Origin of the sequence: Roseovarius sp. SK2 (assembly GCF_028807495.1) — a bacterium.
GTDB lineage: Bacteria > Pseudomonadota > Alphaproteobacteria > Rhodobacterales > Rhodobacteraceae > Roseovarius > Roseovarius confluentis.
Genome location: NZ_JARAMK010000007.1, coordinates 212547 through 236652, shown reverse-complemented (window position 1 = coordinate 236652; position 24106 = coordinate 212547). Strand labels below are relative to the sequence as shown.

The following is a 24106-nucleotide window of genomic DNA, read 5'->3' as shown; positions in this document are numbered from 1 at the left end:
TCAGAACCGGTCCAGAAGCCGCCGCAGGTAATCAAGCTCGACCTCGGGTCGCGCCGTATCGCCCGACCGGCGACGGATCTCGTCCAATAGCTCTCCGGCACGGCGATACACGTCTTCCCGTGCGGTGAACTCGCCCTGGTCCCCGGCCAGCCCGCGCTGTGACCGGCCAAGCGGATCCTGCTCGCCGAACTGGCCCGGTGTCTGGCTTTGCGCCTGGCCTTGGCCCGGCTGGGACTGGCTGTTCTCGGCCATTGCCTCGCCCAGGCTGCGCATCCCATCGCGCAGGGCGTCCATCGCCTCGGCCTGCCGGTCGATCGCCTCGGGAAGGTCGTCGCCCCGCAGCGCTTCCTCTGCACCTTCCATGGCGCGTCCGGCCCGGTCCAGCGCCTCGCGGGCATCTTCCCCGGCTTCACCGCCGACATTGGGCAGACCCTGCCGCTGGCGTTCCAACTCGCGCCGCAGCGCCTCCTGCCGGTCCGACAGGGCGCCGGCGCCGTTGCCCTGCTGCCCTTCGGCGGACTGGTTGCCTTGGCCCTGACCGGGTTGCTGACCCTGTTGCTGGCCTTGGCCTTGCCCTTGCTGCTGACCCTGACCCTGCTGTTGGCCCTGTCCTTGTTGCGAGTGCTGCTGGCCCTGCCCCTGGCCGCCGTTGCGGCCCTCGTTGCCCTGCGACTCCCCGGCCTGCGCGCCGGGATTGAACTGTTCCTGCAAATCCCGGAACGCCTCGTCCGACAGGCCCTGCTGGTCACGCAGCGTTTCGGCCAGACCTTCCATCGCCTGCTGGCCGGGATTGTCACCGCCCTGCCCCTGCTGACCCTCGGTCACGCGCAGGTTCTCCATCATCTGCTGGAACTCTTCCAGCGCCTGCTGCGCCTCGGCGAACCGGCCCTGCTCCATCAATTCCTGGATACGGTCCATCATGTCTTGCAGATCCTGGTCGGTCAGGGCCTGCATGTTCTCGGACTTGCCGCGGTCAGGTTCGTCCGTCTGATCGCCCTCGCGCTGTGCCATCTGCGATTTCTGGCGCAGGTAATCTTGCGTCGCGTCGCGCAATTCCTGCATCAGCCGCGCGATCTCTTCTTCGCTGGCGCCGTTGCGCATGGCCTCGCTCAGCCGTTCCTGCGCGGCGCGCATCCGCTCCAGCGCGTCGCCGATATCGCCATCCTCCAACAGCACGGCCAGATCCCACAGCGCCTGCGCCAGTTCATCCTGCGTCTCGTCGGTCAGGCTGTCATGGTCGATGAACGTCTCCAGCCGCCGCAGGATCACCCGCAGCTTCAGATAGGCCGTCTCGGATTTGAAAAGCCCCTCCTCGGGGTTGTGCGACACCGCCCGCAGCATCTGGCTGACACGTCTGGCGTTGGATTTCGCCCAGAGCAGATCCCGCCGCTGTTCGATCACCGACGCGGCCATCGGATCGAAGAACCGCCGCGCCGGCAGATCCATCACCAGCGGCGCGCTTTGCCCCGTCTGGTCGCGCTCGTCCCGAACGTTCAGCGTCAGGCGCACCGGCAGATGCGCCCACGGATGCTCTGACAGGTTCTCTATCAAGGTCTCGGTAAAGTCCGCGCGGTCCCCGGTGATCGGCAGCGGCAGGTCCAGCACGATCGGCTCGCGCGCATCGGGTTCGGCCGTCAGGCCATGGCGCCGGTCGACCTCGTCCAGCGCCAGTTCGAACGTCGCGGTGCCACCGGCCACGCCATGATCGTCGCTGGCCGCGAAAGGCTGACTCATCTGCCCGTCGAACGTGACCTCCAAACCTTCCGAGATCGACGCCTCGGGTGGCGCGTCGGGCAGTGCCGTGATCGTCCATTCCTCGCCGCCGGGCCCATCAATCCGCAACGTCCCGTCCTGTGCGATCTCGAAGCTCTGCTCGATGTCCGTGGCCGGCGGAATGTCCTCGGTCCGGCCCGAGACCGTTTCGGTCATGCTCAGCGCGCCCACCTCGCCGTAAAAGCGCAGCGTGACCAAGCTGCCTTCGGGGGCGCTGAACGCCCCGTCCTGATCGTTCAGGTAAAGGCTCGGCAACTCGGTATAGGCCGGCGGCTCGATCCAGCCTTCCCAAGTCGGTCCGCTGGCCAGCGCCGCACCACTGGCGGGGGCCATCTGCGACACCGTACCGGCCCGCCAGACGGATCCGAACAAAACCGCCACGACCAGCGCCAACAGGGCGACATAGCGAAGCCCGAACGGATCCCGGCGCGACAGTCTCAGGTCGGGTTCGACCGCTTTCGCACCGGCGGCGCGGGCTTCCATCCGTGCGATATGCGCCCGCCACAGGGCCTGCGACCCCGTGTCGCCGTCACCGATGGCCTGCCTGTCGGCAAGTGTCGCCAGCGGATGTCCCGGCAACACGCCGTCCATCCGTCGAATCGCCTCTTCGCGCGACGGCCAGTCGAACCGGCGCGCCCCGTGCACCGCGAAGCCCAGCGCGGCCAGCCCAGAAACGATGGCCAGCGTCCAGACGATTTCCACCGGCGCAAGGTCGTGCAGCCCAAGCATCAAGGCGGCGCACACCGCGATAACCACGCTCCAGAGCGGCCAGAACGCCCGAACCAGACGCTCGGCAATCAGCCCGGCCCAAGTCAGCATCAAGGGCCGCTTCAGCCGCCTGATGACCTTGTTGAACGTGGTGTTGTCAGATTGTGCCATGCATCCCTGCGGTTGGATTGCGAACGCGCCCGTCGCGTCACAACCATGCAGGGATGGTATCGCGATTTATCATCTCGTCAAAGGTCGGCCGGGGCCTGATGACGGCAAATTGATGCTCATGCACCAGAACTTCCGGAACCAGCGGCCTTGTATTGTACTCGCTGCTCATGACCGCACCATATGCGCCCGCGCTGCGGAACGCCACAAGGTCGCCCTCGCCCACATGCGGCATGACCCGTTCCTTGGCGAAAGTATCGCCCGATTCGCAGACCGGTCCGACGATGTCGTACTTGGCCGGCTCCGCGCCCGGCGCTGGCTCCTTCACCGGGACAATATCGTGGTAGGCGTCGTACATCGCGGGGCGGATCAGGTCGTTCATCGCCCCGTCGAGGATCAAGAAATCACGCCCTTCGCCCGATTTCACGTAAATCACCTTGCTGACAAGGATACCGGCATTGCCCGCCACCAGCCGCCCCGGCTCGATCTCGATCTCGCAGCCAAGGTGCCCGACCGTTTCGCGGATCATAGCCCCGTAATCCGTGGGCAGCGGCGGCGCCGCGTTCGACCGTTCATAGGGGATGCCAAGCCCACCGCCCATATCAAGGCGCGATATCTCGTGACCATCCGCCCGCAACACTTCGGTCAGCTCCGCAACCTTCTGATACGCCAGCCGGAACGGCTCCAGATCGGTCAGTTGGCTGCCGATATGCACGTCGATCCCGATCACCTTGAGCCCCGGCAACCGCGCGGCTTCGGCATAGACTTCGCGCGCGCGCGCAATCGGGATGCCGAACTTGTTCTCGCTCTTGCCGGTCGCGATCTTGGCATGGGTCTTCGCGTCCACGTCCGGGTTCACCCGCACCGTGATCGGCACCTCCACACCCAGCGACACCGCCACCTCCGACAGCGCGGCCATCTCCGGCTCGCTCTCGACATTGAACTGCCGCACGCCGCCTTCCAGCGCGATGCGCATTTCATCGCGGGTCTTGCCAACACCAGAAAACACGATTTTCTCGCCCGGCACACCCGCCGCCTTGGCGCGCAGGTATTCGCCGGCTGAGACCACGTCCATCCCCGCGCCCAGACCCGCCAGCGTCTTCAGGATCGCCTGGTTGCTCGCCGCCTTCATCGCGTAGCACACCAGATGCGGCATCCCGTCCAGCGCCTCGTCGAACAGCCGGAAATGCCGCGTCAGCGTCGCGGTCGAATAGCAATAGAACGGCGTGCCAACCTCGGCGGCAATCTCGGCCACCGGCACATCCTCGGCATGAAGCTCGCCGTCTCGGTAAAGAAAATGATCCATCGCCCGCTTTTTCTTGCTGAAAATACTCAATACTCGGCGGGTCTCACCCGCGCCGCATCCTCAGAAACAGATAAAGCGGCAAACCGCAACTCACCCCGATGCAGAACGTCGCGGGTATCGCGATCAGGCGCAGCCAGTCGCGCGCCTTTGCCGTTTCCCAGATCACCCAGAGGGTCAGTGCGACGGCAGCAATCGTCAGGTCCCAGACCAGCCCGCTGGTCGCGGCATTGGCATGCCACGCCTCCACCATGCCCATCAGGCTGTACCCGTTGGCGTTGAACCACGCCACGAACCACGCCATCGGGTGGATTGCCCCCCAGGTAGCCAAGGCCAGGAAAACGTACTTCAAAACACCGTGCCCACGTGGACCGACACGTTACCGCTGACGACCGACGTGCCCACACTGGCCCGCGATCCGTTTGTGCCCACGGTCAGCGACCCGTTCAGGTTTGGCCGCACCGGTGTGGGATCATTCCGCGCCACGGTATCGTCTGGCTCGGTGCCGGGCGGGATCGGCTCGCCATCCACGCCGCATGCTGCGACCAGAATCAGGCCCAGACATGCAATCACACGTTTCATCCCAGGATCTCCTTCCAGCGATCAACCTGCATGCGCACCTGCTCGGGCGCGGTCCCGCCATAGCTCATGCGCGAGGCGACCGAGTTGTGCACACCCAGCACATCATAAACCGTTTTGTCGATATCTCCATGCACGGATTGCATCTCCTCCAGGCTCAGCTCCGGCAGGTCGCATCCCTTCGCTTCCGCCTTGGCCACCAGCGCGCCGGTCACGTGATGCGCGTCGCGGAACGGCAGGCCCAGCACCCGCACCAGCCAGTCCGCAAGGTCCGTCGCGGTCGAGAACCCCGCACCCGCCGCCGCCTCCAGCGCGTCGCGGTTGGCCGACATGTCGCGGACCATCCCCTCCATCGCGGCCAGCGCCAGCATCAGGTTGTCCGCGGCGTCAAAGACCTGCTCCTTGTCCTCCTGCATGTCCTTGGAATAGGCCAGCGGCAGGCCCTTCATCACCGTCATCAGCGCCACGTTCGCCCCGAAAATGCGCCCGATCTTGGCGCGGATCAGCTCGGCGGCATCGGGATTCTTCTTCTGCGGCATGATGCTCGACCCGGTCGAGAACCGGTCGCTCAGCGTCACGAAGCGAAACTGCGCCGAAGACCAGATCACCAGTTCCTCGGCCGTCCGGCTCAGGTGCATGGCGCAAATGCTGGCCACGGACAGGAACTCCAGCGCGAAATCCCGGTCACTGACCGCGTCGAGGCTGTTGGCCGCCGGTCTATCAAACCCAAGCTCCTTCGCCGTCATGTCCCGATCGATGGGAAAGGACGTCCCGGCCAGGGCCGCCGCGCCCAGCGGGCATTCGTTCATCCTCGTGCGGGCATCGCGGACACGGGACAGATCCCGCCCGAACATCTCGACATAGGCCATCATGTGATGGCCCCACGTCACCGGCTGCGCCACCTGCAGATGCGTGAACCCCGGCATCACCCAATCCGCACCGGCCTCGGCCTGAGCGAGGCACGCTTTCATCAGCGCCACCAATGCCGCATCGCAGGCATCGAGCTGATCGCGCACCCACAGCTTGAAATCCGTCGCCACCTGGTCATTCCGGCTGCGCCCCGTGTGCAGCCGCCCCGCCGGCTCGCCTATCACCTCCTTCAGCCGCGCCTCGACATTCATGTGAATGTCCTCCAGCGCCTTCGAGAACGGGAACTCCCCGCTTTCGATCTCTGACAACACCGTGAGCAGGCCTTCCCGCATCGCCTCGGCATCGCTATCACTGACGATACCTGTCGCGGCCAACATGGCCGCATGGGCGCGCGACCCGGCGATATCCTGCGCCGCGAGGCGCTTGTCGAAATCTATCGAGGCATTAATTGCCTCCATGATCGCATCGGGCCCGGCGGCGAACCGGCCGCCCCACATCTTGTTAGAGGTCTTGTCTGTCATGTCCCAACTCTTCGGAGGCGCTATGAATTCGCTGAAGTCCATCGTCCTTTATATGGCCCTCGCAGTCGGTGCAAACGGCGCAGCGGCCCAGACCGCGGATATTGCCGACCTGCGCGACGGCGACATGAAAAAGCTGGTGGTGCATTCCGAGGCCAAGGCGGTGCCTTCCGAGGCCTTCAAGTCCGAGGATGGCGGCGACCTGACCCTGTCGGACTACGAAGGCAAGATCACCCTGGTCAATTTCTGGGCCACGTGGTGCGCCCCCTGCCGCCACGAGATGCCGATGCTGTCGGACCTGCAAGACCAACTCGGCGGCAAGGATTTCGAAGTCGTCACCATCGCCTCGGGCCGCAACGCACCCGCCGCGATGGAAAAGTTCTTCGACGAGATCGGCGTCGACAACCTGCCGCTTCACGCCGACCCCAAGATGGGCCTCTCGCGCCAGATGGGCGTGCTGGGCCTGCCCGTCACGGTCATCCTCGACCGCGAGGGCCGCGAGATTGCCCGGCTTCAGGGCGATGCCGACTGGAGCTCGGACAGCGCCAAGTCGATTCTGCAGGCGCTGATCGACGCCGGCGCCTGACGCTCGCGCTTGCCCGGTGGCGTGAATCGCTCTAAACGCCCAAACATGCTCGACGATGCCGACGATATCCACCCGCTCTTTGCCGGCGCTCCGAAAACCACGGAGTTCCGCAAGCTGCGCAAACGCATCGTGCGCCAGGCGCGCGAGGCGACAGAGCAATACGGCATGGTCGAGAAGGACTCCCGCTGGCTGGTTTGCCTGTCCGGCGGCAAGGACAGCTATACCCTGCTGGCCGTCCTGCACGAGCTTAAGTGGCGCGGCCTTCTGCCCGTCGATATCCTCGCCTGCAATCTAGACCAGGGCCAACCCGGCTTTCCGGCGACCGTCCTGCCCAAGTTCCTCGAGGACATTGGCGTGCCCCATCGGGTCGAGTACCAGGACACCTATTCCGTCGTCGTCGACAAGGTGCCGCAGGGCCGCACCTATTGCGCGCTCTGCTCGCGGCTACGCCGCGGCCATCTCTACCGCATCGCGCGCGAAGAAGGCTGTTCCGCCGTGGTGCTGGGTCATCACCGCGACGACATCCTCGAGACGTTTTTCATGAATCTCTTTCACGGCGGGCGTCTGGCCACCATGCCGCCCAAGCTGGTGAACGAGGAAGGCGACCTTTTCGTCTACCGTCCGCTGGCCCATGTGGCCGAGGCCGATTGCGAGCGGTTCGCCCGCGCGATGAATTATCCCATCATTCCGTGCGATCTCTGCGGCTCCCAGGACGGGCTGCAACGCCAGCAGGTCAAACAGATCCTCGACGGCTGGGAGGCCAACAGCCCGGGCCGCCGCCAGGTCATGTTCCGGGCCCTGATGAACGCCCGGCCCTCACACCTGCTCGACCCTAAACTCTTCGATTTCGAGGGGTTAAGCCGTGACTCGCTAAAATTCGAAGGAAATGACGACGCGCTACCCAGGTTGCGTTAAGGGGCTATTGAACAACTCGGGTTAGCGTCCACTTGATCGCTTTGGACCCCGAAACATGCCCCTGAACAAATATGTGTCCTCCCTTCGCTATTCCTTCATGACGGTGCTTTCGGGCCCACAGGCGCTGGCTTTCCTTCCCGCGCTGGTGCTGGGCGGGTTCTGGCTTGGTGGCGAACCGGTCTTGTTGGCGATTGCGCTGGCGGTGCCGCTGGGTCTTGCGTGGCTGCGTCACGCCGCGCCACCTGTCGCCGTAACGCGCCGTGAAGGCGATTTCGAACATGCGCTTCAGGAAACGCTCGACGCTGCACGCAACTGCCTTCGACGCACGGGATGCGCGATCGTCGAAATCGACGACTACGAAACGCTTCTCGACCGGTACGGAACCGCGGCTGCCGATCGTATCTGCAAATGCGTGACCGACCGGCTCAAGACCGTACTGCGCGAACATGACGTCCTGCTTCCAATTTCCAAAGGGCAGTTCGGCATCATTCTTGCCCCCGTTCGCCGACTCGACTCCGAAGCCGGGCTGAAACTGGCCACCCGCCTGCAAGCCGTCGCTGAGGAGCCGATCTCACTTGATGCCACCACGATCTATGTCTCAGCCTCGGTGGGCTTCTGCCTTGACAGCTTCATTCGCGGCGGCACCGGGCGCGACCTGTCCGATGCTGCCGGTACCGCGCTGGTCGAGGCGCGCCGCCACGCCCCATCGGCCATTCGCGCCTACAGCCCCGAGTTGCGCCGGGTCTCGCCCCTGCCCGAGGGCACCGCAACAGAGGTTTTGACCGCACTGACTGATGGGCAGATAAACGCCTGGTTCCAGCCGCAGGTCTCCACCGATACCGGCGGCATTTCCGGGTTCGAGGCGCTGGCGCGGTGGGAACATCCCGTTCGCGGCCTGATTCCGCCCGCAGAGTTTCTTCCGCTCCTGCAGAAAATGGGCAAAACAGACATTCTTGGCACGAAAATCCTGCGGGACGCGCTTTCAGCGCTCAAATTCTGGGACGATGCGGGGTTCGACGTACCTCAGGTCGGTGTGAATTTCTCTGCCGGCGAACTGCGCGACCCGAAACTGGTCGACCGCCTCGCGTGGGAGCTTGACCGCTACGATATCGCGCCGACGCGATTGACGATCGAGATTCTTGAATCCGTTGTCGCCTATTCCCCCGAGGATACGATCGTGCGCAATATCAGGCGCATGGCCGAGATGGGCTGTCACATCGACCTCGACGATTTTGGCACCGGGCACGCCTCGATCTCGTCGGTCCGTCGGTTCGCTGTGCACAGGTTGAAAATCGACCGCTCGTTCGTCAAGAAACTCGATCGCGACGTCGAGCAGCAGCGCATGGTCAACGCAATCCAGCTCATGGCAGAACAGCTTGACCTCGAGACCGTAGCCGAAGGCGTGGAAACCGCGGGCGAACACGCGATGCTAGCCCAACTTGGGGTCGGCCATGTTCAGGGCTTCGGCATTGCTCGCCCCATGCCGGCTGTCAGAACAATCCAGTGGATCGGCGATCACCTTGCGCGGGTTCAGACGCCGCCACGCATCGGCCGTAGCGCCGGCTAGGCCACCCATCGCATCACTGGGCGCAATCGCATCCGTGACGCCCAAGCCCGCAACAAACCTGTCAACGGGCTTCGGTGCAAGCTGCGACACAGTTTTTCACATCACCACGAATCTGCTCTGCCCCCTTGACCTTTGCTGCTGCACTCTGTTGAACGCCCCAAACGAATGAAACTTGCACGGGTGGCCATCCACGATGGACGAACAGAACCGCAATCTCCTGCTGGCAACGGGCCTCAGCCTGTTGGTGATCCTTATCTGGTTCCTGCTTTTCCCGCCGCCCGAGCCGGAAGAGACGCCGGAGGCGACCACCACCAGCACGTCCACCACGGAAACCGGCACCACCCCGTCCGAGCCTGCGGGCGACACGGCCAGTGTGCCAAGTACGGCCGACGACACCGCCGCGACACCCGAGGCGCAACAGGCCGAAGCAGAAACCGACGACACGCCGCGCATCGAGATCGACACGCCCACCCTGCAAGGCACCGTCTCTCTGCGTGGGGGGCGGATCGACGACCTTCAACTCAAGAACTACCGCGAAACGCTCGAACCGGATGCGCCGATCGTCACGCTCCTGTCGCCCGTCGGCACCGACCGCGCCTATTATGCGCTCTTCGGCTGGGCGCCGGGCAGCGGCCTGACGCCCGACCAGGTGCCCGGCGCGAACACCGTCTGGGACGTCGAGTCCGATGGTCCGTTGACCCCCGAAAACCCGCTGGTCCTGACCTGGGACAACGGCGCTGGCCTGACCTTCCGCCGCGAAATGTCCGTCGATGACCGCTCGATGTTCAACGTCACCCAATCGGTGCAGAACACCGGCGACAACGCCGCCTCCGTCGCGCCTTACGGCATCCTCGCCCGCCACGGTTTGCCGCCGGACCTCAAGAACTTCTTCATCCTTCACGAAGGCGGCATCAGCCTGACTGACGGCGAGCTGCGCGAGATCGACTATGACGATTTCGAAGCTGCGGGCGCGCATGAGAATATCGCCCTGCAAGAGGCCGGCTGGTCCGGCTTCACCGATCACTACTGGATGACCGCGCTGATCCCCGGCCAGGCCGAAGGCTCGACCTTCTCGACCTTCCAGGACACCAACCGCAACATCTACCAGACCAACATCAAGCAGCGCACCGAAACCGTCGCGCCCGGGCAGGAAGTGACCATCCAGACCCGCCTCTTCGCCGGCGCCAAGGAATGGGAAACCATCCGGCACTACCAGAACGACGAAGGCGTGACCAAGTTCATCGATTCGATCGACTGGGGCTGGTTCTTCTTCCTGACCAAGCCGATCTTCTGGCTGCTGCACAACCTCAACGAACTCATCGGCAACATGGGCTGGGCGATCATCGCGCTGACCCTCATCATCAAGGCTGTCCTGCTGCCTCTGGCCTACAAGTCCTACGTCTCCATGGCCAAGATGAAGGAACTCCAGCCGCAGATGGAGAAGATCAAGGAAAATGCGGGCGACGACCGCCAGAAGCTCCAGAAAGAGATGATGGAGCTCTACAAGAAGGAAAAGGTCAACCCGGCCTCGGGCTGTCTGCCCATCCTGATGCAGATCCCGATCTTCTTCTCGCTCTACAAGGTGATCTTCGTAACGCTGGAGCTGCGCCACGCTCCCTGGATCGGCTGGATCGACGACCTCTCGGCACCCGACCCATCGTCGCTCTATAACCTCTGGGGCATCCTGCCCTGGGCCGCGCCCGAACCGGGCTCGATCCTGGCGTTGATCTTCATCGGCATCCTGCCGCTCTGCCTCGGCGTGTCCATGTGGTTGCAACAGAAACTGAACCCGGCGCCGACCGACCCGACGCAACAGATGATCTTCGCGTGGATGCCATGGGTCTTCATGTTCATGCTGGGCAGCTTCGCCAGCGGCCTCGTGGTCTACTGGATCGCCAACAACGTGATCACCTTCAGCCAGCAATACCTGATCATGCGCAGCCAGGGCTACAAACCGGACGTGTTCGGCAACATCAAGTCCAGCTTCAAGAAGAAAGCCAAGACCCCGCCGCCGGAGGACAAGTGATGGCAACCGTGGCCGCGCTCTGGCGTCACCCGATCAAGGGGCACGGCCGCGAAGCGCTGGACACGGTCACCCTGACCGAGGGCCGGACCCTGCCATGGGACCGCCGTTGGGCCGTCGCGCACGAGATGTCCAAGGCCGACGGGACCGAATGGGTGCCCTGCGCCAATTTCTCGCGCGGGGCCAAGACCGGCACGCTCATGGCCATCTCGGCCAAGATGGACGAAGCTGATGGCAGCGTCACGCTCACCCATCCCGATCGGCCCGATCTGACTTTCGATCCCGAACGGGACCAAGACGCCTTCCTCGACTGGGTTCGCCCGCTCATGCCCGCCGACCGCGCGCAATCGGCCCGGCTCGTGCATGTGCCCGGGCGCGGCATGACCGACACCGACTACGCGTCGATCAGCCTGATCAACCTTGCCTCCAACGACGCCATGACCGAGGCGATGGCGCAGGACATCTCGCCCCTGCGCTGGCGCGGCAACATCCACCTTACCGGGCTCGACCCATGGGCCGAGTTCGACTGGGTCGGCCAGACCCTGCGCATCGGCGACGCCGAACTGAGCGTGCAGGAACCGATCAAGCGCTGCCTTGCCACCACCGCCAATCCGCAGACCGGCGAACGTGACGCGGACACGCTCGGCACGCTGAACACCCGCTTCGGCCACCAGGATTTCGGCGTCTACGCCACCGTCATGCGCTCGGGCACGATCCGCGTCGGCGACACCGTGGAACCGATCTGATGGCGCTCCCCTTCCCCCTGGCTGAGGCGCCCAGCGAGGCCGCTCTGGAATCCGGCCGAAAGCTCTTTGCCGGCGAGGTTACTTTCGTCAAGGGCGTGGTCGCCATGTCCGGCCTGCCCGACGCCGACCGTCCCGAGGTCTGCTTCGCCGGGCGCTCCAACGTCGGAAAATCCAGCCTGATCAACGCGCTGACCGGCCGCAAGGCGCTGGCCCGGGCCTCCAACACCCCGGGCCGCACGCAGGAAATCAACTATTTCGACCTCGGCGGCCAGACATTCCTCGTGGACCTGCCCGGCTACGGCTATGCCAACGCACCTCTGCCGAAGGTCGAGAAATGGCAGGCGCTGCTGAAACAGTACCTCTCGGGCCGCGTCACCCTGCGCCGCGCCTTCGTGCTGATCGACGCCCGCCACGGGATCAAACCCGTAGACGAAGAGATCATGGCCCTGCTCGACAGCTCCGCCGTGACCTTTCAATGCGTGCTCACCAAGGCCGACAAGGTCAAGGCTGCCGAGCGCGACAAGGTGCTGGCACAGGTCCGCACCCGCCTTGCCACCCATGCCGCCGCCTTCCCCGAGATCGTCCTGACCTCTTCGGAAAAGGGCGACGGCATCGCCACCCTGCGCGCCATCATCGCCACGCTGGAATAGCCCGGGATCACCTCCGGCTTTCTCTTGCCGTAAATACTCATGCACGAAGGCGACCACTGGCGCCCCGATCCTTCAGCGGGGTAGGCCCGCCACAAGGCTTCCCTCCCCCGAGGGGAGGGTCAGGGTGGGGGTCACCTAAAGTCTTGCGCGCCAGCGCCCGTCCGGTGATAACGCCCCGAACAAGGATCACGCCCATGAAGACTCGAGACATGACCCGCGACAACCTCACAACCGCCCGCACCCTCAGCGAGGCCCTGCCCTATCTTCAGCGCTACGACGACGCCATCGTGGTGATCAAGCTGGGCGGCCACGCCATGGGCAGCAACGAGGCGATGGCAACCTTCGCCCGCGACGTCGTGCTGATGCGGCAGGTCGGCGTGAACCCGGTGATCGTTCATGGCGGCGGCCCGATGATCAACCAGATGTTGGAAAAGCTGAACATCAAGTCCGATTTCGTGAATGGCAAGCGGGTGACGGACGAGGCCACGATGGAAGTGGTCGAGATGGTCCTCTCGGGCCGCGTCAACAAGCGCATCGTGCAGGCGATCAACGCTCAGGGCGGCAAGGCCGTGGGCCTGTCGGGCAAGGATGCGGGCCTTATCACCTGCGTGCCCACCGACCCCAAGCTCGGCTTCGTCGGCACGCCCGACAAGGTCGATCCGTCCATCCTGCACACGCTCTTTCAGGATGACGCGATCCCCGTCATCGCTCCCTTGGGCGCGGGCCGGAACGGTGAAACCTTCAACATCAACGGCGACACCGCCGCCGGTGCCATTGCGGCGGCGCTTCAGGCCGACCGCCTGCTGCTGCTTACGGATGTGGACGGCGTGCGCGACGGCGAGGGCAACATCCTCACCGAATTGACCGCATCGCAGATCAAGTCTCTGACCGATCAGGGCGTCATCTCGGGCGGCATGATCCCCAAGACGGAAACCGCGCTCGATGCACTCTCGTACGGCGTGCGCGGCGTGGTCATCCTTGATGGGCGGCTGGACAATGCCGTGCTGCTGGAGCTTTACACCGAACACGGCTCCGGCTCGCTGATCCGCGCGGGTTGAGCGCCGTTAAAAGCGTCACCGCCTTGTGACCCTTCGTCTCTTTGCGGACACATGCGGATGCAATAAATATACCGCATGGAAAACGAGTTGCTGATCCGCCTGTCCGTCTTCATCGGGCTTTTCGCGGTCCTGGCCCTGGTCGAGGCCAAGGCCCCGCGCCGCGTGCGCACGCAACCGCGCAATACGCGCTGGATCACCAACTGGGCCATCGTCCTCCTCGACACGCTGACCCTGCGCGCCCTCGCGCTCGCCCTGCCGCTGCTGGCCGTCGGCGCCGCCGTGGATGCCGAGGCCAACGGCTGGGGCCTGATGAACGCCGTCGACATTCCCGGCTGGATCGCCGTGGTACTGACCGTGCTGATCTTCGACCTTGCCATCTGGGCGCAGCACCTCGTCACGCACAAGATCCCGCTCCTGTGGCGCATCCACAGCGTCCACCATGCCGACCGCGACATCGACGTGACCACCGCGATCCGGTTTCACCCGGTGGAAATCGCGCTGTCGATGCTGCTCAAGATCGGGCTCGTCTACCTGCTCGGCCCGCCCGCGCTCGGCATCATCCTGTTCGAGATCATCCTCAATGGCACCGCCATGTTCAACCACGCCAATATCAAGCTGCCTCTGGGGCTGGACGCTGCCCTGCGCAAGGTTCTGGTGACCCCTGACATGCACCGCGTGCACCATTCCGACCAGCGCAGCGAACACGATAGCAACTACGGTTTCGCCCTGTCGATCTGGGATCGCATGTTCGGCACATACATCGACCAGCCCGGAAAAGGCCATGACGACATGACCATCGGCCTTGAGTGGCAGGATGATCGGCCCTCGCGCCTTGGATGGTCTCTCGGGCTGCCATTCTTCCGCAAATGACGACACTCGACGACATCGCACAGGCCGCGGCCCCGCACCATCTGGCCACCTTCGGCGTGGTGACAGGGGCGGAGATGCCCGACGGCATCGGCACGCTCGTTCTGCTCGGACCGCAGGAGCCCGGCTTCTGGCCGGCCTTCACCGCGTCGCCGGAATATGCCGACACTGCGCCCGACGCGATGGACCGCTGGTCGTCGCGCGTGATCCGCGGCCTCGCCCGGGATCTGGACGGCACTGCCATCTTCCCCTTCGGCGGCCCGCCCTACCAGCCATTCGTAACCTGGGCCAAGGCCAGCGGTCGGGCGCATTCCTCGCCGGTCGGCCTGCTGGTGCACGATGCCGCCGGTCTGATGATCTCGTATCGCGGCGCGCTTGGCTTCGGTCACATCATCGACGCACCGGCCCCTCCGCCCAATCCCTGCGACAGCTGCGCCACCCGGCCCTGCCTCACCGCCTGCCCCGTCGATGCCTTCGCCACCGGCACCTATGAGATCGACGCCTGCAAGGCAGACTTGGACAGGCCGGAAAATGATTGTATGTCAAAAGGATGTGCAGTGCGCCGGACCTGCCCGGTCAGCCAGTCCTACGGGCGGCTGGAAGACCAGTCCGCCTTTCACATGAGGGCCTTCAAATGAGACGTCTCGTACTGATGCGTCACGCCAAATCCAGCTGGGGCGATCCCACGCTCGACGACCATGACCGCACGCTCAACAAGCGCGGCAAACGCTCGGCCGACGCCCTGGGCGACTGGTTGCGGGCGCAAACCATCGTGGTGGACGAAGCGCTTGTGTCGTCTTCGGTCCGCACCGTCGAGACAATGCAGCGGCTCAAGGTCGACTGCGACCGTCAGGTGCTCGACCGGCTCTACCTTGCCGGCCCGGCGGAGATGCTGAAGGTTCTGAAGGGCGCCACGGGCCAGACCGTCCTGATGCTGGCGCACAATCCCGGCATCGCGTCTTTCGCACACCAGATCATGGCCGAGCATCCCGACCATCCGCGTTTCGAAGACTATCCCACCGGGGCCACGCTGGTCGCGCGGTTCGACATCGACGACTGGGGCGCGTTCACGCCCGGCACCGGACGGCTAGAAGCCTTCGTGATCCCGCGCGAACTGGTTGAGTGACCGGGGCCGGGCCACATCCCCTTTTCATCGGGTCCGAGATCTACCGCGGCTCCAGCTATGGCGCGCGCCACCCGCTGAGCATCCCGCGCGTGCCCACGGTCATGGACCTGTGCCACGCGATGGGCTGGCTGCCCCGCGACCGGTTCCGCGTCAGCCCGCGCGCCAAGCCCGCGGCGCTGACGGGCTTTCACACGCCCGCCTACATCACCGCTCTGCAACAGGCCGAGGCAGCGCGCAGGGTGGACGAGGCGACGCGCGCGCGCCACCAGATCGGCACGCTGTCAAACCCGATCTTCCCCGAGATCTACCGCCGTCCCGCCACTGCCGCTGGCGGGTCGCTTCTGGCGGCGGACCTGCTGGCGCAGGGCGGCATCGTGTACAACCCGGGCGGCGGCACGCATCACGGCATGGCCGACCATGCGGCAGGCTTCTGCTATCTCAACGACCCCGTGCTGGCGATCAAGGCGTTCCTCGCACAGGGCCTCACGCGCATCGCTTACGTCGATATCGACGCGCATCACTGCGACGGCGTCGCGGCGGCGTTTCACGGCGACCCGCACGTGCTGATGATCTCTACCCACGAAGAGGCCCGCTGGCCCTTTACCGGCGCGCTCGACGACCGGGCCGGCAGCCATGCGATCAACCTGCCCCTGCCGCGCGGTACGCATGACGACGATTTCGCGCTGCTGCGCGACGAAGTCCTCCTGCCCGCCGTGCAGGACTGGCGCCCGGAGGTCATCGTCCTGCAATGCGGGGCGGACGCGGTGTTGGAAGATCCGCTTGCCCGTCTGGCCCTGTCGAACAACGCTCATTGGCAGGTCGTCACGGCCCTGAAACAGATGGCCCCGCGCCTGCTGGTCCTTGGCGGGGGCGGATACAACCCGTGGACCGTCGGCCGGCTCTGGTCCGGCGTCTGGGCCACGCTCAACGGCTTCGAGATTCCCGACCGCCTGCCGGAACGGGCGCGGTCGGTCCTTGCCGCCCTCAGCTGGACCCGCCAGCGCGGCGACCGTCCCGATCACCTCGTCGAGACGCTCCGCGACACGCCCCGCCATGGCCCCGTGCAGAACGAAATTCGCCGCCGGGTGCAGGTGCTGCAGGCCCGGCGGCGCGTTTGGGTGTAAGGCCCCGAAGGCCCCCGATCAGTGCCCGAGGATCTGGCTGAGGAACAGCTTCGTCCGGTCGCTTTTCGGGTTGTTGAAGAACTCCTCGGGTTCGTTCTGTTCCACGATCTGGCCCTGGTCCATGAAAATCACCCGGTTCGCCACCTGCCGGGCAAAGCCCATCTCGTGAGTCACGCACAGCATCGTCATGCCTTCCTCGGCAAGGCTGACCATCGTGTCCAGAACTTCCTTGATCATCTCGGGGTCCAGCGCCGACGTGGGCTCGTCAAAGAGCATGATCCGCGGCTTCATGCACAGCGACCGCGCGATGGCCACCCGCTGCTGCTGACCGCCCGACAGTTGCCCGGGATACTTGTCGGCCTGTTCGGGGATCTTCACCTTCTCAAGGAAATGCATCGCCGTTTCCTCGGCCTGCCGCTTGGGGATCTTACGCACCCAGATCGGCGCCAGCGTGCAATTTTCCAGGATCGTCAGGTGCGGGAACAGGTTGAAGTGCTGGAACACCATCCCGACCTCGGACCGGATCTTGTCGATGTTCTTGATGTCCGAGGACAGCACCGTCCCGTCCACCTCGATCCGGCCCTTCTGGTGCTCTTCCAGCGCGTTGATGCACCGGATCAGCGTCGACTTGCCCGACCCGGACGGGCCCGCGATGACGATGCGCTCGCCCCGGTGGACCGACAGGTCGATGTCACGCAGCACGTGAAACGTGCCGTACCATTTGTTCATGTTCTCGATCCGGATCGCGATTTCGTCCGAGACCTGCATTTGAGCGGTTTCCGCCATGGATAACCCTCCCCTTACCTGTGATCAGTGTTGAGCTCGCGCTCAAGCCACTGCGAATATTGAGACACGCCATAACAGACGACGAAGAACAGAAGCGCGGCAAACCCGAACAGCTCCCAGTAGACCCCGTTCCAGTCGGTCGAGGCCAGGATCGGACCCCGGATCATGCCGACAAGATCGAACATCGAGATGACCGAGACCAGCGTGGTGTCCTTGAACAGACCCACCGCCACGTTCACGATGCCCGGGATCGAGATCTTCAGCGCCTGCGGCAGGATGATCAGCCGCATCGCCTGGGCATAGTCCAGCCCAAGGCTGTCGCCCGCCTCGTACTGCCCGCGCGGCAGGGCGGCGAGGCCGCCCCGGATCACCTCGGCGATATAGGCCGAGGCGAAGGCCGTGATCATGATGATCACCCGGATGATCAGGTCGAATGTCGTGCCCGGCGGCAGGAAATAGGCCAGCACCACGTTCGCCACGAACAACAGCGTGATCAGCGGCACGCCCCGGATGAACTCGATGAAGACCACGCAGATCCACTTGATGATCGGCATGTCTGATTGCCGCCCCAGCGCCAGCGCGATGCCGATCGGGATCGACAGCGAAACGCAGACCGTGCCGAGGATCATGTTGAGCATGAAGCCCCCCATGTCGCGCGATTGCACCTGCTCCAGCCGCAGCACCTCGATCTTGCCGATGCTGCCGGCCAGGATGATCGCGACGATAAGCACCCCGAGGCCACCCAGCGCCGCGACGCCGAAGCCCCTCTTTTCCAGCGCCTTGAACGCAACATAGGCCGCGACGAACCCAAGCAGCAGCAACAGCGGCGGTACAATGGACCCGCCCCAGATCAGCCAGAATGCCAGGAACGGGTAAACGCCGGTGAACAGCAGCAACTGCCGTGGCAGGTACTTGAAGAACATCACCGGTGCCGCCGCCACGAACAGCAGCAGGAAGGCCAGCGCCGGGCGCCAGTATTCCGTGCTGGGATACTTGAACCCGAACAAAAGCTGGTTCCACCGGTCACTCAGCACCGCGAAACAGCCCCCGGTCGCACCTTCCAGGATCTCGCGGCATTCCCGGATCGACGTTGCATTCCAGATCCCGTTCAGGATCCAGGGCAGCGTTGCGGCCAGCAGGAAGTAGATCACCACGATTGCCGCCACGGTCAGAACCGAGTTGGGGATCGTCGCGAACAGGTTCTGCTTCATCCACTTGGTGACGCCGGTTTCCGCCGCCGGAGGTGGAGTTTCCGGTAGCATGGTGTCGCGGACATAAGCGACGGATTCTGCATGTGTGTCAGACATCTCAGCGCTCCTTCAGCCGCACGGCGTTGTTGTAGACGTTCATCACCGCCGAGATCCCGAGCGATATCAGCAGGTAGAACAGCATCAAGAGCAACACGCATTCGATGGCGCGGCCCGTCTGGTTCAGCGTGATGCCCCCCAGCGTGGCGGTGATGTCGGCATAGCCCACGGCAATCGCCAGCGAAGAGTTCTTGGTTATGTTCAGGTACTGCGAGATCAGCGGCGGGATGATCACCCGCAACGCCTGCGGCAGGATCACGAGGTTCATGATCCGGCGCGGACGCAAGCCCAGGCTTGCCGCCGCCTCGGTCTGGCCCTTGCTGACGGCCAGGATACCGGCGCGCACGTTCTCGGCGATGAAGGCGCCGGTATAGATCGACAGCGCGAACCACAGCGCGATCAGCGGTGCGCCGATCTGCAGCCCTCCGCGAAAGTTGAAGCCACCCAGCTCAGGGAAGTCGAGCGAAATGGGCTGGCCCATGATGAAGAACATCAGGATCGACGGCACGAACAGGATCGCCAGCGACGGCCATCCCATCGGCAACAGCTTACCCGTATCGAACAGCAGTTTCTTGGCATAGGCGCGATAGGCGAAAACTCCGACGATCGACGCCAGGAACGTCACCACGACAACCATCGACCCCGGCCCCCAGATCGGCATGGGTATATAGACGCCGCGGTTGGTAAAGGCGACCGACCCCAAGATCATCGACGCATCCGGATCGTCGCCGCGAAACGCGCTCGGCGCTGGCAACACGGCCGTCATGATCGTGAAGATGATAATGATCCAGATCAGCACCGGCACGTTGCGGAACGCCTCGACGTAGCCGGCCATCAGCTTGCGCACCAGCCAGTTGTTCGACAGGCGCAGCACGCCAGCGATCACGCCGAATATCGTCGCCGTGGCACAGGCCAGGAACGCTACCAGAAGCGTGTTCAAAATGCCCACGATGGCGGCGGTCAGGTGCGAGCTTCGGCTGGTGTACTCCACCAGCGTCTGGTTGATGTCATAGCCCGCTGGCTCGCCCAGGAATTCGTAGCTGATGTTCAGACCCGCGGCGCGCAGGTTGAGCACAAGGTTATAGCCCAGGTAGGCGATGATCGAGATCAGCACGATCAGGGCGATGAACTGGAATGTGTAGGAACGATAGCGCGTATCGTTCAACAGCATAGACGGTCGAAACGACTCCTGTGGAGGGTCGGTCAATGTTGTCATCTGGAGTGTCCCCGTTGGCGGCCCGGATTATTGTGTGCGCTTGTGCGCGGGTGGGCCTGTCCTTGGTTTAGATGCGCGAAGGGCGCGGAGTGATCCGCGCCCTTCGACTTTGTCTCTTAGCGGAACGGCGGCGAGTAGAGCAGGCCACCATCGGTCCACTGCGCGTTCAGGCCGCGCGCCAGACCGATCGGCGTGGTCTCACCGATGTTCTTTTCAAAGAGCTCACCGTAGTTGCCGCCAGCCGAGATGGCCTTCACGGCCCAGTCGGCCTCGAGGCCGAGCATCTCGCCAAGGTTGCCCTCGGTGCCGAGCAGGCGGTTGATCTCCGGGCTGTCACCGGCGGCCGAGGCCATGTCGGCGATATTGGCGCTCGTGACACCCAGCTCTTCGGCTGCGATCAGCGCGTTGAGGGTCCAGCGAACCACGTCACCCCACTCGTTGTCACCGTGACGGACCAGCGGGCCCAGCGGTTCTTTCGAGACGATCTCGGGCAGCAGGACGTGCGCCGACGGATCTTCGAATGCGGCGCGCGTTGCGGCCAGGCCCGAGGCGTCGGTGGTGTAGACGTCACATGCGCCAGCCAGATACTGCTGCTGCGCTTCGGCGTTGGTTTCGATCGGAACCGGCTCGTAGTTCATGCTGTTCTTGCGGAAATAATCCGCCAGGTTCAGCTCGGTCGTGGTGCCAGTCTGGATGCAGACGGTCGCGCCGTCCAGATCCTTGGCCGACGAAACACCCAGTTCCTTGGGAACCATGAAGCCCTGACCGTCGTAATAGTTGACGCCGACAAATTCGAACTTCAGGTCGACATCGCGCGAAAAGGTCCAGGTGGTGTTCCGTGCCAGCATGTCGATCTCGCCCGAGGCCAGCGCGGTGAAACGCGTCTTGCCGGTGGTGGGCACGAATTCGACGGCTTGCGGATCACCCAGCACGGCGGCGGCGACAGCACGGCAAACGCCGACGTCAAAGCCATCCCAGTTCCCGTTGGAATCCGGGGCGGCAAAGCCGACCAGCCCGGTGGTCACGCCACAGTTCAGCGTGCCGCGCGCCTTGACGTCGTCAAGCGTCGCGGCTGCAGCTGCGCCAGCCGTAAGGCCGGCCACTGTCAGCGCGCCTAGAAATACGGATTTTTTCATGTTTACCTCTTCCTGATGTATCCGCCCGATCTAGGGCGGTTTGGTCGGTCCAACAGGACCGGAGCGATACTGTGAAAGGGGGTCCCCCCACGTCAGTGTGCATAAGTGTAAGTGGATTCATTCCTGAACGTCAAGACCCGTGTCACGAAAAACGATGGTATCAGGCCGATGTTTCCGTTTGGGAAACCATCGTCCAAGACCCGGTCTAGCCGCGTTGCGCCAGATCGTGGAAGCGCTTGGCATGCAGGAATTCGGCGCGTTTGACGGCCTCGACCGCGCGGGCTTCCTCGTCAATGCCCCATTGTTCTTCCTGCCAGCGCTCGTCGAGGCGCGAAATCTCCCACAGGTCCTCTACCGGTCGGGCGTCCTGAAGCGCGGCAAGCCCGATCACCAGAGAGCCCGACAAGCCCACGAGATTGTGAAAGGCAGTGAGGGCAAAATTGTCCATAGCGTGCACTTCTGCTGAAAAAAGCGCCAGTGATCGGGCATCCTGCGGACGGTGCATCACGCCCGCCACCGGCACCAGCCGCGCCCCGTACCGCGTTTCCGCCCAGTCCAGCAGCGGGTCCCACACCTCGGCCTGGCGCCGCACAAGGCTGTCGGGGCTGTCGGCGCGATAGCACAGAAGGTCCGTATCGCCGTAACCGGCCAGCATCTCTGCCACTTCGGCATGCTGGTGCCGCACCTTGTCGATGGCCGCATTGGCCGACCGTGTCACCGGCATCGTGCCCGGTTGGATCAGGTCCTCCTGCGCGTCCCACTCCACCGCGATCGCCTCGGCCAGTGGGCGCGTCGGCACGATCATCGCCGCCTTGGCCGGCGTCTTGACCGCCCGGCCATCCAGCCGGATGCAGAACCCGCCCGCTTCCTCCACGACGGTAGCCTCTTTCCAGAACCGCTTGGCCTTCCACTCGCTCATGCTGCGGCCTCCCATATTTGCTGCAACAGGGGCGGCAGGTCCTCGAAACGTTCGATCACGTGCCGCGCCGCGCCCAGCGACTCGCGCGGGTGATAGCCCCAGCCGACGCCAATGCCCGCGACGCCCGCCGCCGCGGCCATCTCCATGTCGAAACTGGTGTCGCCGATCATAACCGCCTGGTGCGGCTCCAGCCCGGTCTCGGACAGGGCCGCGCGAATCATCGACGGATGCGGTTTTGACGGGTGGTGGTCGCTGACCTGCTGGGTGATGAACATCCGCTCGAGCCCATGCCCTTCCAGCAACTTGTCCAACCCCCGGCGCGACTTGCCCGTCGCCACGCCCAGCAGCGTCTCGGGTTGCGCGTTAAGCGCCTCCAGCACCTCCCGCGCCCCGGGATAAAGCGGCGAGGATTGCGCTGCACCGATCTCGGCCCGCAAGGCAATGTAGGCTTCCTTGTACCACTCCACCATGCGGCCTTGCGTGCCAGCATCCACGTCCGGCGCCAGCAACGCGATGGCCCGGTCCAGCGACAGCCCGACAATCGACAGGATCGCCTCGCGCGTCGGTGGCTCTCGCTCGGCCCTCGCAAAGGCATGGCTCATCGCCGCGACGATATCCGCCTGGCTGTCGACCAGCGTGCCGTCCACGTCGAAGATCACCAGCCGCAGCGCGCTCATCGCAGCGCCTCGAACGGGTCCTCGGCGGCCAGGTCCGGCGTCCAGCCCAGCGTCTCGAACGTATTTGCCATGTGCTCTGGCAGCTCCGCGTCGATTACCACCGGCTTTTTCGTCACCGGATGCTCGAACGCCATGGTCCGCGCATGCAGGTGCAGCTTGTTCGAAATGATCCCGCCCAGCTTTGCCCCCCAGCCGTCGCCAAGGTTCTCCTGGCTCGAGCCGCCATATTTGCCATCGCCCACGATGGGGTGGCCGATCTCGGCCATATGCGCCCGCAACTGATGCGTGCGCCCTGTGATGGGCTCCATCGCCACCCACGCGGCCCGGCTGGCCACCCGGTAGAGCGTCGCGTATTGCGTGATCGCCCGCTTGGCGCCCTTGGTGTGGTCCACCTCGCCGGGATGGATGCAGACCATCTTCTCGCCCTCGCCGCGCGATCCATGCCCCCCGGCCTTGACCAGCCCGTATTTGACCTCGCCCAAATACGGCGTCGGCACACCGGCCACCACGGCCCAGTAGATCTTGCGCGTCTCGCGGTGCCGGATCGCCTGGGTCATCGCCGCTGCCATCGCCCGCGTGCGCGCCAGGATCAGGACACCGGATGTATCCTTGTCCAGCCTGTGCACCAGCCGCGGCGCTTCATCCATTCCGAACCGCAGCGCATCGGCCAGCCCGTCCACGTGCCGGGTCAGCTTGCTACCCCCCTGCACCGGCAGGCCCGGCGGCTTGTTCAGCGCGATGATATGATCGTCGCGATAGATCACCGCGTCCCGCATCATTTTCGCGTCGGCGTCCGAAACCTTGGACTTCTGTTTCTCCACCGGCACGCTTTCCACCTCGCCCGGCTCCGGCAGGGGCGGCACGCGCACCTGCTGGCCCTCTTTCAGACGCGTGTTTGCCTTCACCCGCCCGCCATCGACGCGCAGCTCGCCCTTGCGGCACATCTTCTCGATCCGGCCTTGCGCCACATGCGGAAATCGTCGCCGCAGCCAACGATCCAGCCGCTGGTCGCCCTCGCCGGCCTCCACCGTCAATGTCTGCACACTGCTCATGCCCAGATCCCCCGCGCCAGCCAGACGCCCAGTGCCAGTCCGAGGATCGACAGCGCCACCGACAGGATCACATAAAGTGCCGCCGTCCCCACCGCGCCGCGCTCGTAAAGTGTGAACGCCTCCAGCGAAAAGGCCGAGAAGGTCGTGAACCCGCCCAGCACGCCGGCCATCAGGAACGGGTTCAAATGCGTGATGTCCTTGTGGAACGTGTAGACCACCACCATCCCCATCAGGAACGACCCCAAGACGTTTACCGGCAGCACGCCCAGCGGGAACCCGCCAGCGACGTGACGCGCCACCGCCTGCCCCACACCGAAGCGCAGCATCGAGCCCATGGCGCCGCCAAGGCCCACCTGAAGAAAGGTCATCCACATGGCCGCGTCTGTCGCCTCTGCCCCCGGTTTTGTCAAGCTGGGCAGGCTTGGCTTGCAT

Annotated in this window: 24 protein-coding genes; 11 read left to right on the top strand and 13 right to left on the bottom strand. The window is 64.5% G+C overall.

Annotated elements, in window-relative coordinates; all coding sequences use genetic code 11:
- Genes PVV74_RS14805 through argH form a run of 5 tightly spaced genes read right to left on the bottom strand, consistent with a single transcriptional unit; the run spans position 1 to position 5922 of the window.
- Complete coding sequence (locus PVV74_RS14805) at positions 1-2652, bottom strand: TIGR02302 family protein (RefSeq protein WP_274593737.1); 2652 nt, start codon at positions 2650-2652, stop codon at positions 1-3.
- A 37-nt stretch (positions 2653-2689) separates the two neighbouring features.
- Entirely contained in the window at positions 2690-3955 is a 1266-nt protein-coding gene (gene lysA, locus PVV74_RS14800) for a diaminopimelate decarboxylase (protein ID WP_274593736.1), read from the bottom strand.
- Positions 3956-3998: 43 nt separating this feature from the next.
- The gene (locus PVV74_RS14795; RefSeq protein WP_103763488.1) at positions 3999-4304 is read right to left on the bottom strand and encodes a DUF2834 domain-containing protein; all 306 of its coding nucleotides are present in this window, start codon (positions 4302-4304) and stop codon (positions 3999-4001) included.
- Positions 4301-4534 carry a hypothetical protein gene (locus tag PVV74_RS14790; protein ID WP_103763489.1) on the bottom strand — a complete coding sequence of 78 codons (234 nt, stop codon included), beginning with the start codon at positions 4532-4534 and terminating at the stop codon, positions 4301-4303. The genes PVV74_RS14795 and PVV74_RS14790 overlap by 4 nt, the downstream gene beginning before the upstream one ends.
- Positions 4531-5922 carry an argininosuccinate lyase gene (argH, locus tag PVV74_RS14785; protein WP_274593735.1) on the bottom strand — a complete coding sequence of 464 codons (1392 nt, stop codon included), beginning with the start codon at positions 5920-5922 and terminating at the stop codon, positions 4531-4533. Before argH ends, PVV74_RS14790 begins: the two co-directional genes overlap by 4 nt.
- A gap of 22 nt (positions 5923-5944) precedes the next feature.
- Here argH and PVV74_RS14780 point away from each other — a divergent pair, with 22 nt between their 5' ends.
- From PVV74_RS14780 to PVV74_RS14730, 11 genes are all read left to right on the top strand, one after another.
- Positions 5945-6505 (top strand): TlpA family protein disulfide reductase, encoded by a 561-nt coding sequence (locus PVV74_RS14780; protein WP_274593734.1) that lies wholly within the window; start codon positions 5945-5947, stop codon positions 6503-6505.
- 45 nt (positions 6506-6550) lie between these two features.
- Complete coding sequence (ttcA, locus tag PVV74_RS14775) at positions 6551-7420, top strand: tRNA 2-thiocytidine(32) synthetase TtcA (RefSeq protein ID WP_274593733.1); 870 nt, start codon at positions 6551-6553, stop codon at positions 7418-7420.
- Between the two features lie 55 nt (positions 7421-7475).
- Complete coding sequence (locus tag PVV74_RS14770) at positions 7476-8987, top strand: putative bifunctional diguanylate cyclase/phosphodiesterase (RefSeq protein WP_274593732.1); 1512 nt, start codon at positions 7476-7478, stop codon at positions 8985-8987.
- A gap of 193 nt (positions 8988-9180) precedes the next feature.
- Positions 9181-11013 (top strand): membrane protein insertase YidC, encoded by a 1833-nt coding sequence (gene yidC / locus PVV74_RS14765; protein ID WP_274593731.1) that lies wholly within the window; start codon positions 9181-9183, stop codon positions 11011-11013.
- A complete protein-coding gene (locus PVV74_RS14760) occupies positions 11013-11756 on the top strand; it encodes an MOSC domain-containing protein (protein WP_274593730.1) in 744 nt (247 codons plus the stop codon). The genes yidC and PVV74_RS14760 overlap by 1 nt, the downstream gene beginning before the upstream one ends.
- On the top strand, positions 11756-12406 hold the full coding sequence (gene yihA / locus PVV74_RS14755) for a ribosome biogenesis GTP-binding protein YihA/YsxC (RefSeq protein ID WP_103763496.1): 651 nt from the start codon (positions 11756-11758) through the stop codon (positions 12404-12406). Before PVV74_RS14760 ends, yihA begins: the two co-directional genes overlap by 1 nt.
- Before the next feature lie 194 nt (positions 12407-12600).
- Positions 12601-13464, top strand: a complete 864-nt coding sequence (gene argB / locus PVV74_RS14750; RefSeq protein ID WP_274593729.1) for an acetylglutamate kinase — start codon at positions 12601-12603, stop codon at positions 13462-13464.
- A gap of 75 nt (positions 13465-13539) precedes the next feature.
- The gene (locus PVV74_RS14745; protein ID WP_274593728.1) at positions 13540-14334 is read left to right on the top strand and encodes a sterol desaturase family protein; all 795 of its coding nucleotides are present in this window, start codon (positions 13540-13542) and stop codon (positions 14332-14334) included.
- The gene (locus PVV74_RS14740) at positions 14331-14969 is read left to right on the top strand and encodes a ferredoxin (protein WP_274593727.1); all 639 of its coding nucleotides are present in this window, start codon (positions 14331-14333) and stop codon (positions 14967-14969) included. The genes PVV74_RS14745 and PVV74_RS14740 overlap by 4 nt, the downstream gene beginning before the upstream one ends.
- Positions 14966-15457 (top strand): SixA phosphatase family protein, encoded by a 492-nt coding sequence (locus PVV74_RS14735; RefSeq protein ID WP_274593726.1) that lies wholly within the window; start codon positions 14966-14968, stop codon positions 15455-15457. Before PVV74_RS14740 ends, PVV74_RS14735 begins: the two co-directional genes overlap by 4 nt.
- A complete protein-coding gene (locus PVV74_RS14730; RefSeq protein WP_274593725.1) occupies positions 15454-16581 on the top strand; it encodes an acetoin utilization protein AcuC in 1128 nt (375 codons plus the stop codon). The genes PVV74_RS14735 and PVV74_RS14730 overlap by 4 nt, the downstream gene beginning before the upstream one ends.
- A gap of 18 nt (positions 16582-16599) precedes the next feature.
- Here PVV74_RS14730 and PVV74_RS14725 read toward each other — a convergent pair whose 3' ends face one another.
- The 8 genes from PVV74_RS14725 to crcB form a co-directional block, all read right to left on the bottom strand.
- A complete protein-coding gene (locus PVV74_RS14725; protein WP_103763501.1) occupies positions 16600-17367 on the bottom strand; it encodes an amino acid ABC transporter ATP-binding protein in 768 nt (255 codons plus the stop codon).
- 14 nt (positions 17368-17381) lie between these two features.
- Positions 17382-18674 (bottom strand): amino acid ABC transporter permease, encoded by a 1293-nt coding sequence (locus PVV74_RS14720; protein ID WP_103763502.1) that lies wholly within the window; start codon positions 18672-18674, stop codon positions 17382-17384.
- A 1-nt stretch (position 18675) separates the two neighbouring features.
- Entirely contained in the window at positions 18676-19890 is a 1215-nt protein-coding gene (locus PVV74_RS14715; protein ID WP_274593724.1) for an amino acid ABC transporter permease, read from the bottom strand.
- Between the two features lie 116 nt (positions 19891-20006).
- Positions 20007-21026 (bottom strand): amino acid ABC transporter substrate-binding protein, encoded by a 1020-nt coding sequence (locus tag PVV74_RS14710; RefSeq protein ID WP_103763504.1) that lies wholly within the window; start codon positions 21024-21026, stop codon positions 20007-20009.
- 205 nt (positions 21027-21231) lie between these two features.
- The gene (locus PVV74_RS14705) at positions 21232-21945 is read right to left on the bottom strand and encodes an ATP12 family chaperone protein (protein WP_274593723.1); all 714 of its coding nucleotides are present in this window, start codon (positions 21943-21945) and stop codon (positions 21232-21234) included.
- Positions 21942-22622, bottom strand: a complete 681-nt coding sequence (locus PVV74_RS14700) for an HAD-IA family hydrolase (protein WP_274593722.1) — start codon at positions 22620-22622, stop codon at positions 21942-21944. The genes PVV74_RS14705 and PVV74_RS14700 overlap by 4 nt, the downstream gene beginning before the upstream one ends.
- Positions 22619-23674 carry an RluA family pseudouridine synthase gene (locus tag PVV74_RS14695; protein ID WP_274593721.1) on the bottom strand — a complete coding sequence of 352 codons (1056 nt, stop codon included), beginning with the start codon at positions 23672-23674 and terminating at the stop codon, positions 22619-22621. Before PVV74_RS14695 ends, PVV74_RS14700 begins: the two co-directional genes overlap by 4 nt.
- Positions 23671-24048, bottom strand: a complete 378-nt coding sequence (gene crcB, locus PVV74_RS14690; protein WP_103763508.1) for a fluoride efflux transporter CrcB — start codon at positions 24046-24048, stop codon at positions 23671-23673. The genes PVV74_RS14695 and crcB overlap by 4 nt, the downstream gene beginning before the upstream one ends.
- Positions 24049-24106: the final 58 nt, after the last annotated feature.

Excerpts from the sequence above, each read along its gene's own strand:
- PVV74_RS14790 (WP_103763489.1), bottom strand. The coding sequence starts at position 4,534 with ATGAAACGTGTGATTGCATGTCTGGGCCTGATTCTGGTCGCAGCATGC.
- PVV74_RS14725 (WP_103763501.1), bottom strand. The coding sequence starts at position 17,367 with ATGGCGGAAACCGCTCAAATGCAGGTCTCGGACGAAATCGCGATCCGG.
- PVV74_RS14710 (WP_103763504.1), bottom strand. The coding sequence starts at position 21,026 with ATGAAAAAATCCGTATTTCTAGGCGCGCTGACAGTGGCCGGCCTTACG.
- PVV74_RS14720 (WP_103763502.1), bottom strand. The coding sequence starts at position 18,674 with ATGTCTGACACACATGCAGAATCCGTCGCTTATGTCCGCGACACCATG.
- PVV74_RS14735 (WP_274593726.1), top strand. The coding sequence starts at position 14,966 with ATGAGACGTCTCGTACTGATGCGTCACGCCAAATCCAGCTGGGGCGAT.
- argB (WP_274593729.1), top strand. The coding sequence starts at position 12,601 with ATGAAGACTCGAGACATGACCCGCGACAACCTCACAACCGCCCGCACC.
- PVV74_RS14760 (WP_274593730.1), top strand. The coding sequence starts at position 11,013 with ATGGCAACCGTGGCCGCGCTCTGGCGTCACCCGATCAAGGGGCACGGC.
- PVV74_RS14805 (WP_274593737.1), bottom strand. The coding sequence starts at position 2,652 with ATGGCACAATCTGACAACACCACGTTCAACAAGGTCATCAGGCGGCTG.
- crcB (WP_103763508.1), bottom strand. The coding sequence starts at position 24,048 with ATGTGGATGACCTTTCTTCAGGTGGGCCTTGGCGGCGCCATGGGCTCG.
- ttcA (WP_274593733.1), top strand. The coding sequence starts at position 6,551 with ATGCTCGACGATGCCGACGATATCCACCCGCTCTTTGCCGGCGCTCCG.
- PVV74_RS14715 (WP_274593724.1), bottom strand. The coding sequence starts at position 19,890 with ATGACAACATTGACCGACCCTCCACAGGAGTCGTTTCGACCGTCTATG.
- PVV74_RS14770 (WP_274593732.1), top strand. The coding sequence starts at position 7,476 with ATGCCCCTGAACAAATATGTGTCCTCCCTTCGCTATTCCTTCATGACG.
- PVV74_RS14745 (WP_274593728.1), top strand. The coding sequence starts at position 13,540 with ATGGAAAACGAGTTGCTGATCCGCCTGTCCGTCTTCATCGGGCTTTTC.
- PVV74_RS14705 (WP_274593723.1), bottom strand. The coding sequence starts at position 21,945 with ATGAGCGAGTGGAAGGCCAAGCGGTTCTGGAAAGAGGCTACCGTCGTG.
- PVV74_RS14740 (WP_274593727.1), top strand. The coding sequence starts at position 14,331 with ATGACGACACTCGACGACATCGCACAGGCCGCGGCCCCGCACCATCTG.
- yihA (WP_103763496.1), top strand. The coding sequence starts at position 11,756 with ATGGCGCTCCCCTTCCCCCTGGCTGAGGCGCCCAGCGAGGCCGCTCTG.
- PVV74_RS14780 (WP_274593734.1), top strand. The coding sequence starts at position 5,945 with ATGAATTCGCTGAAGTCCATCGTCCTTTATATGGCCCTCGCAGTCGGT.
- PVV74_RS14695 (WP_274593721.1), bottom strand. The coding sequence starts at position 23,674 with ATGAGCAGTGTGCAGACATTGACGGTGGAGGCCGGCGAGGGCGACCAG.
- lysA (WP_274593736.1), bottom strand. The coding sequence starts at position 3,955 with ATGGATCATTTTCTTTACCGAGACGGCGAGCTTCATGCCGAGGATGTG.
- argH (WP_274593735.1), bottom strand. The coding sequence starts at position 5,922 with ATGACAGACAAGACCTCTAACAAGATGTGGGGCGGCCGGTTCGCCGCC.
- PVV74_RS14700 (WP_274593722.1), bottom strand. The coding sequence starts at position 22,622 with ATGAGCGCGCTGCGGCTGGTGATCTTCGACGTGGACGGCACGCTGGTC.
- yidC (WP_274593731.1), top strand. The coding sequence starts at position 9,181 with ATGGACGAACAGAACCGCAATCTCCTGCTGGCAACGGGCCTCAGCCTG.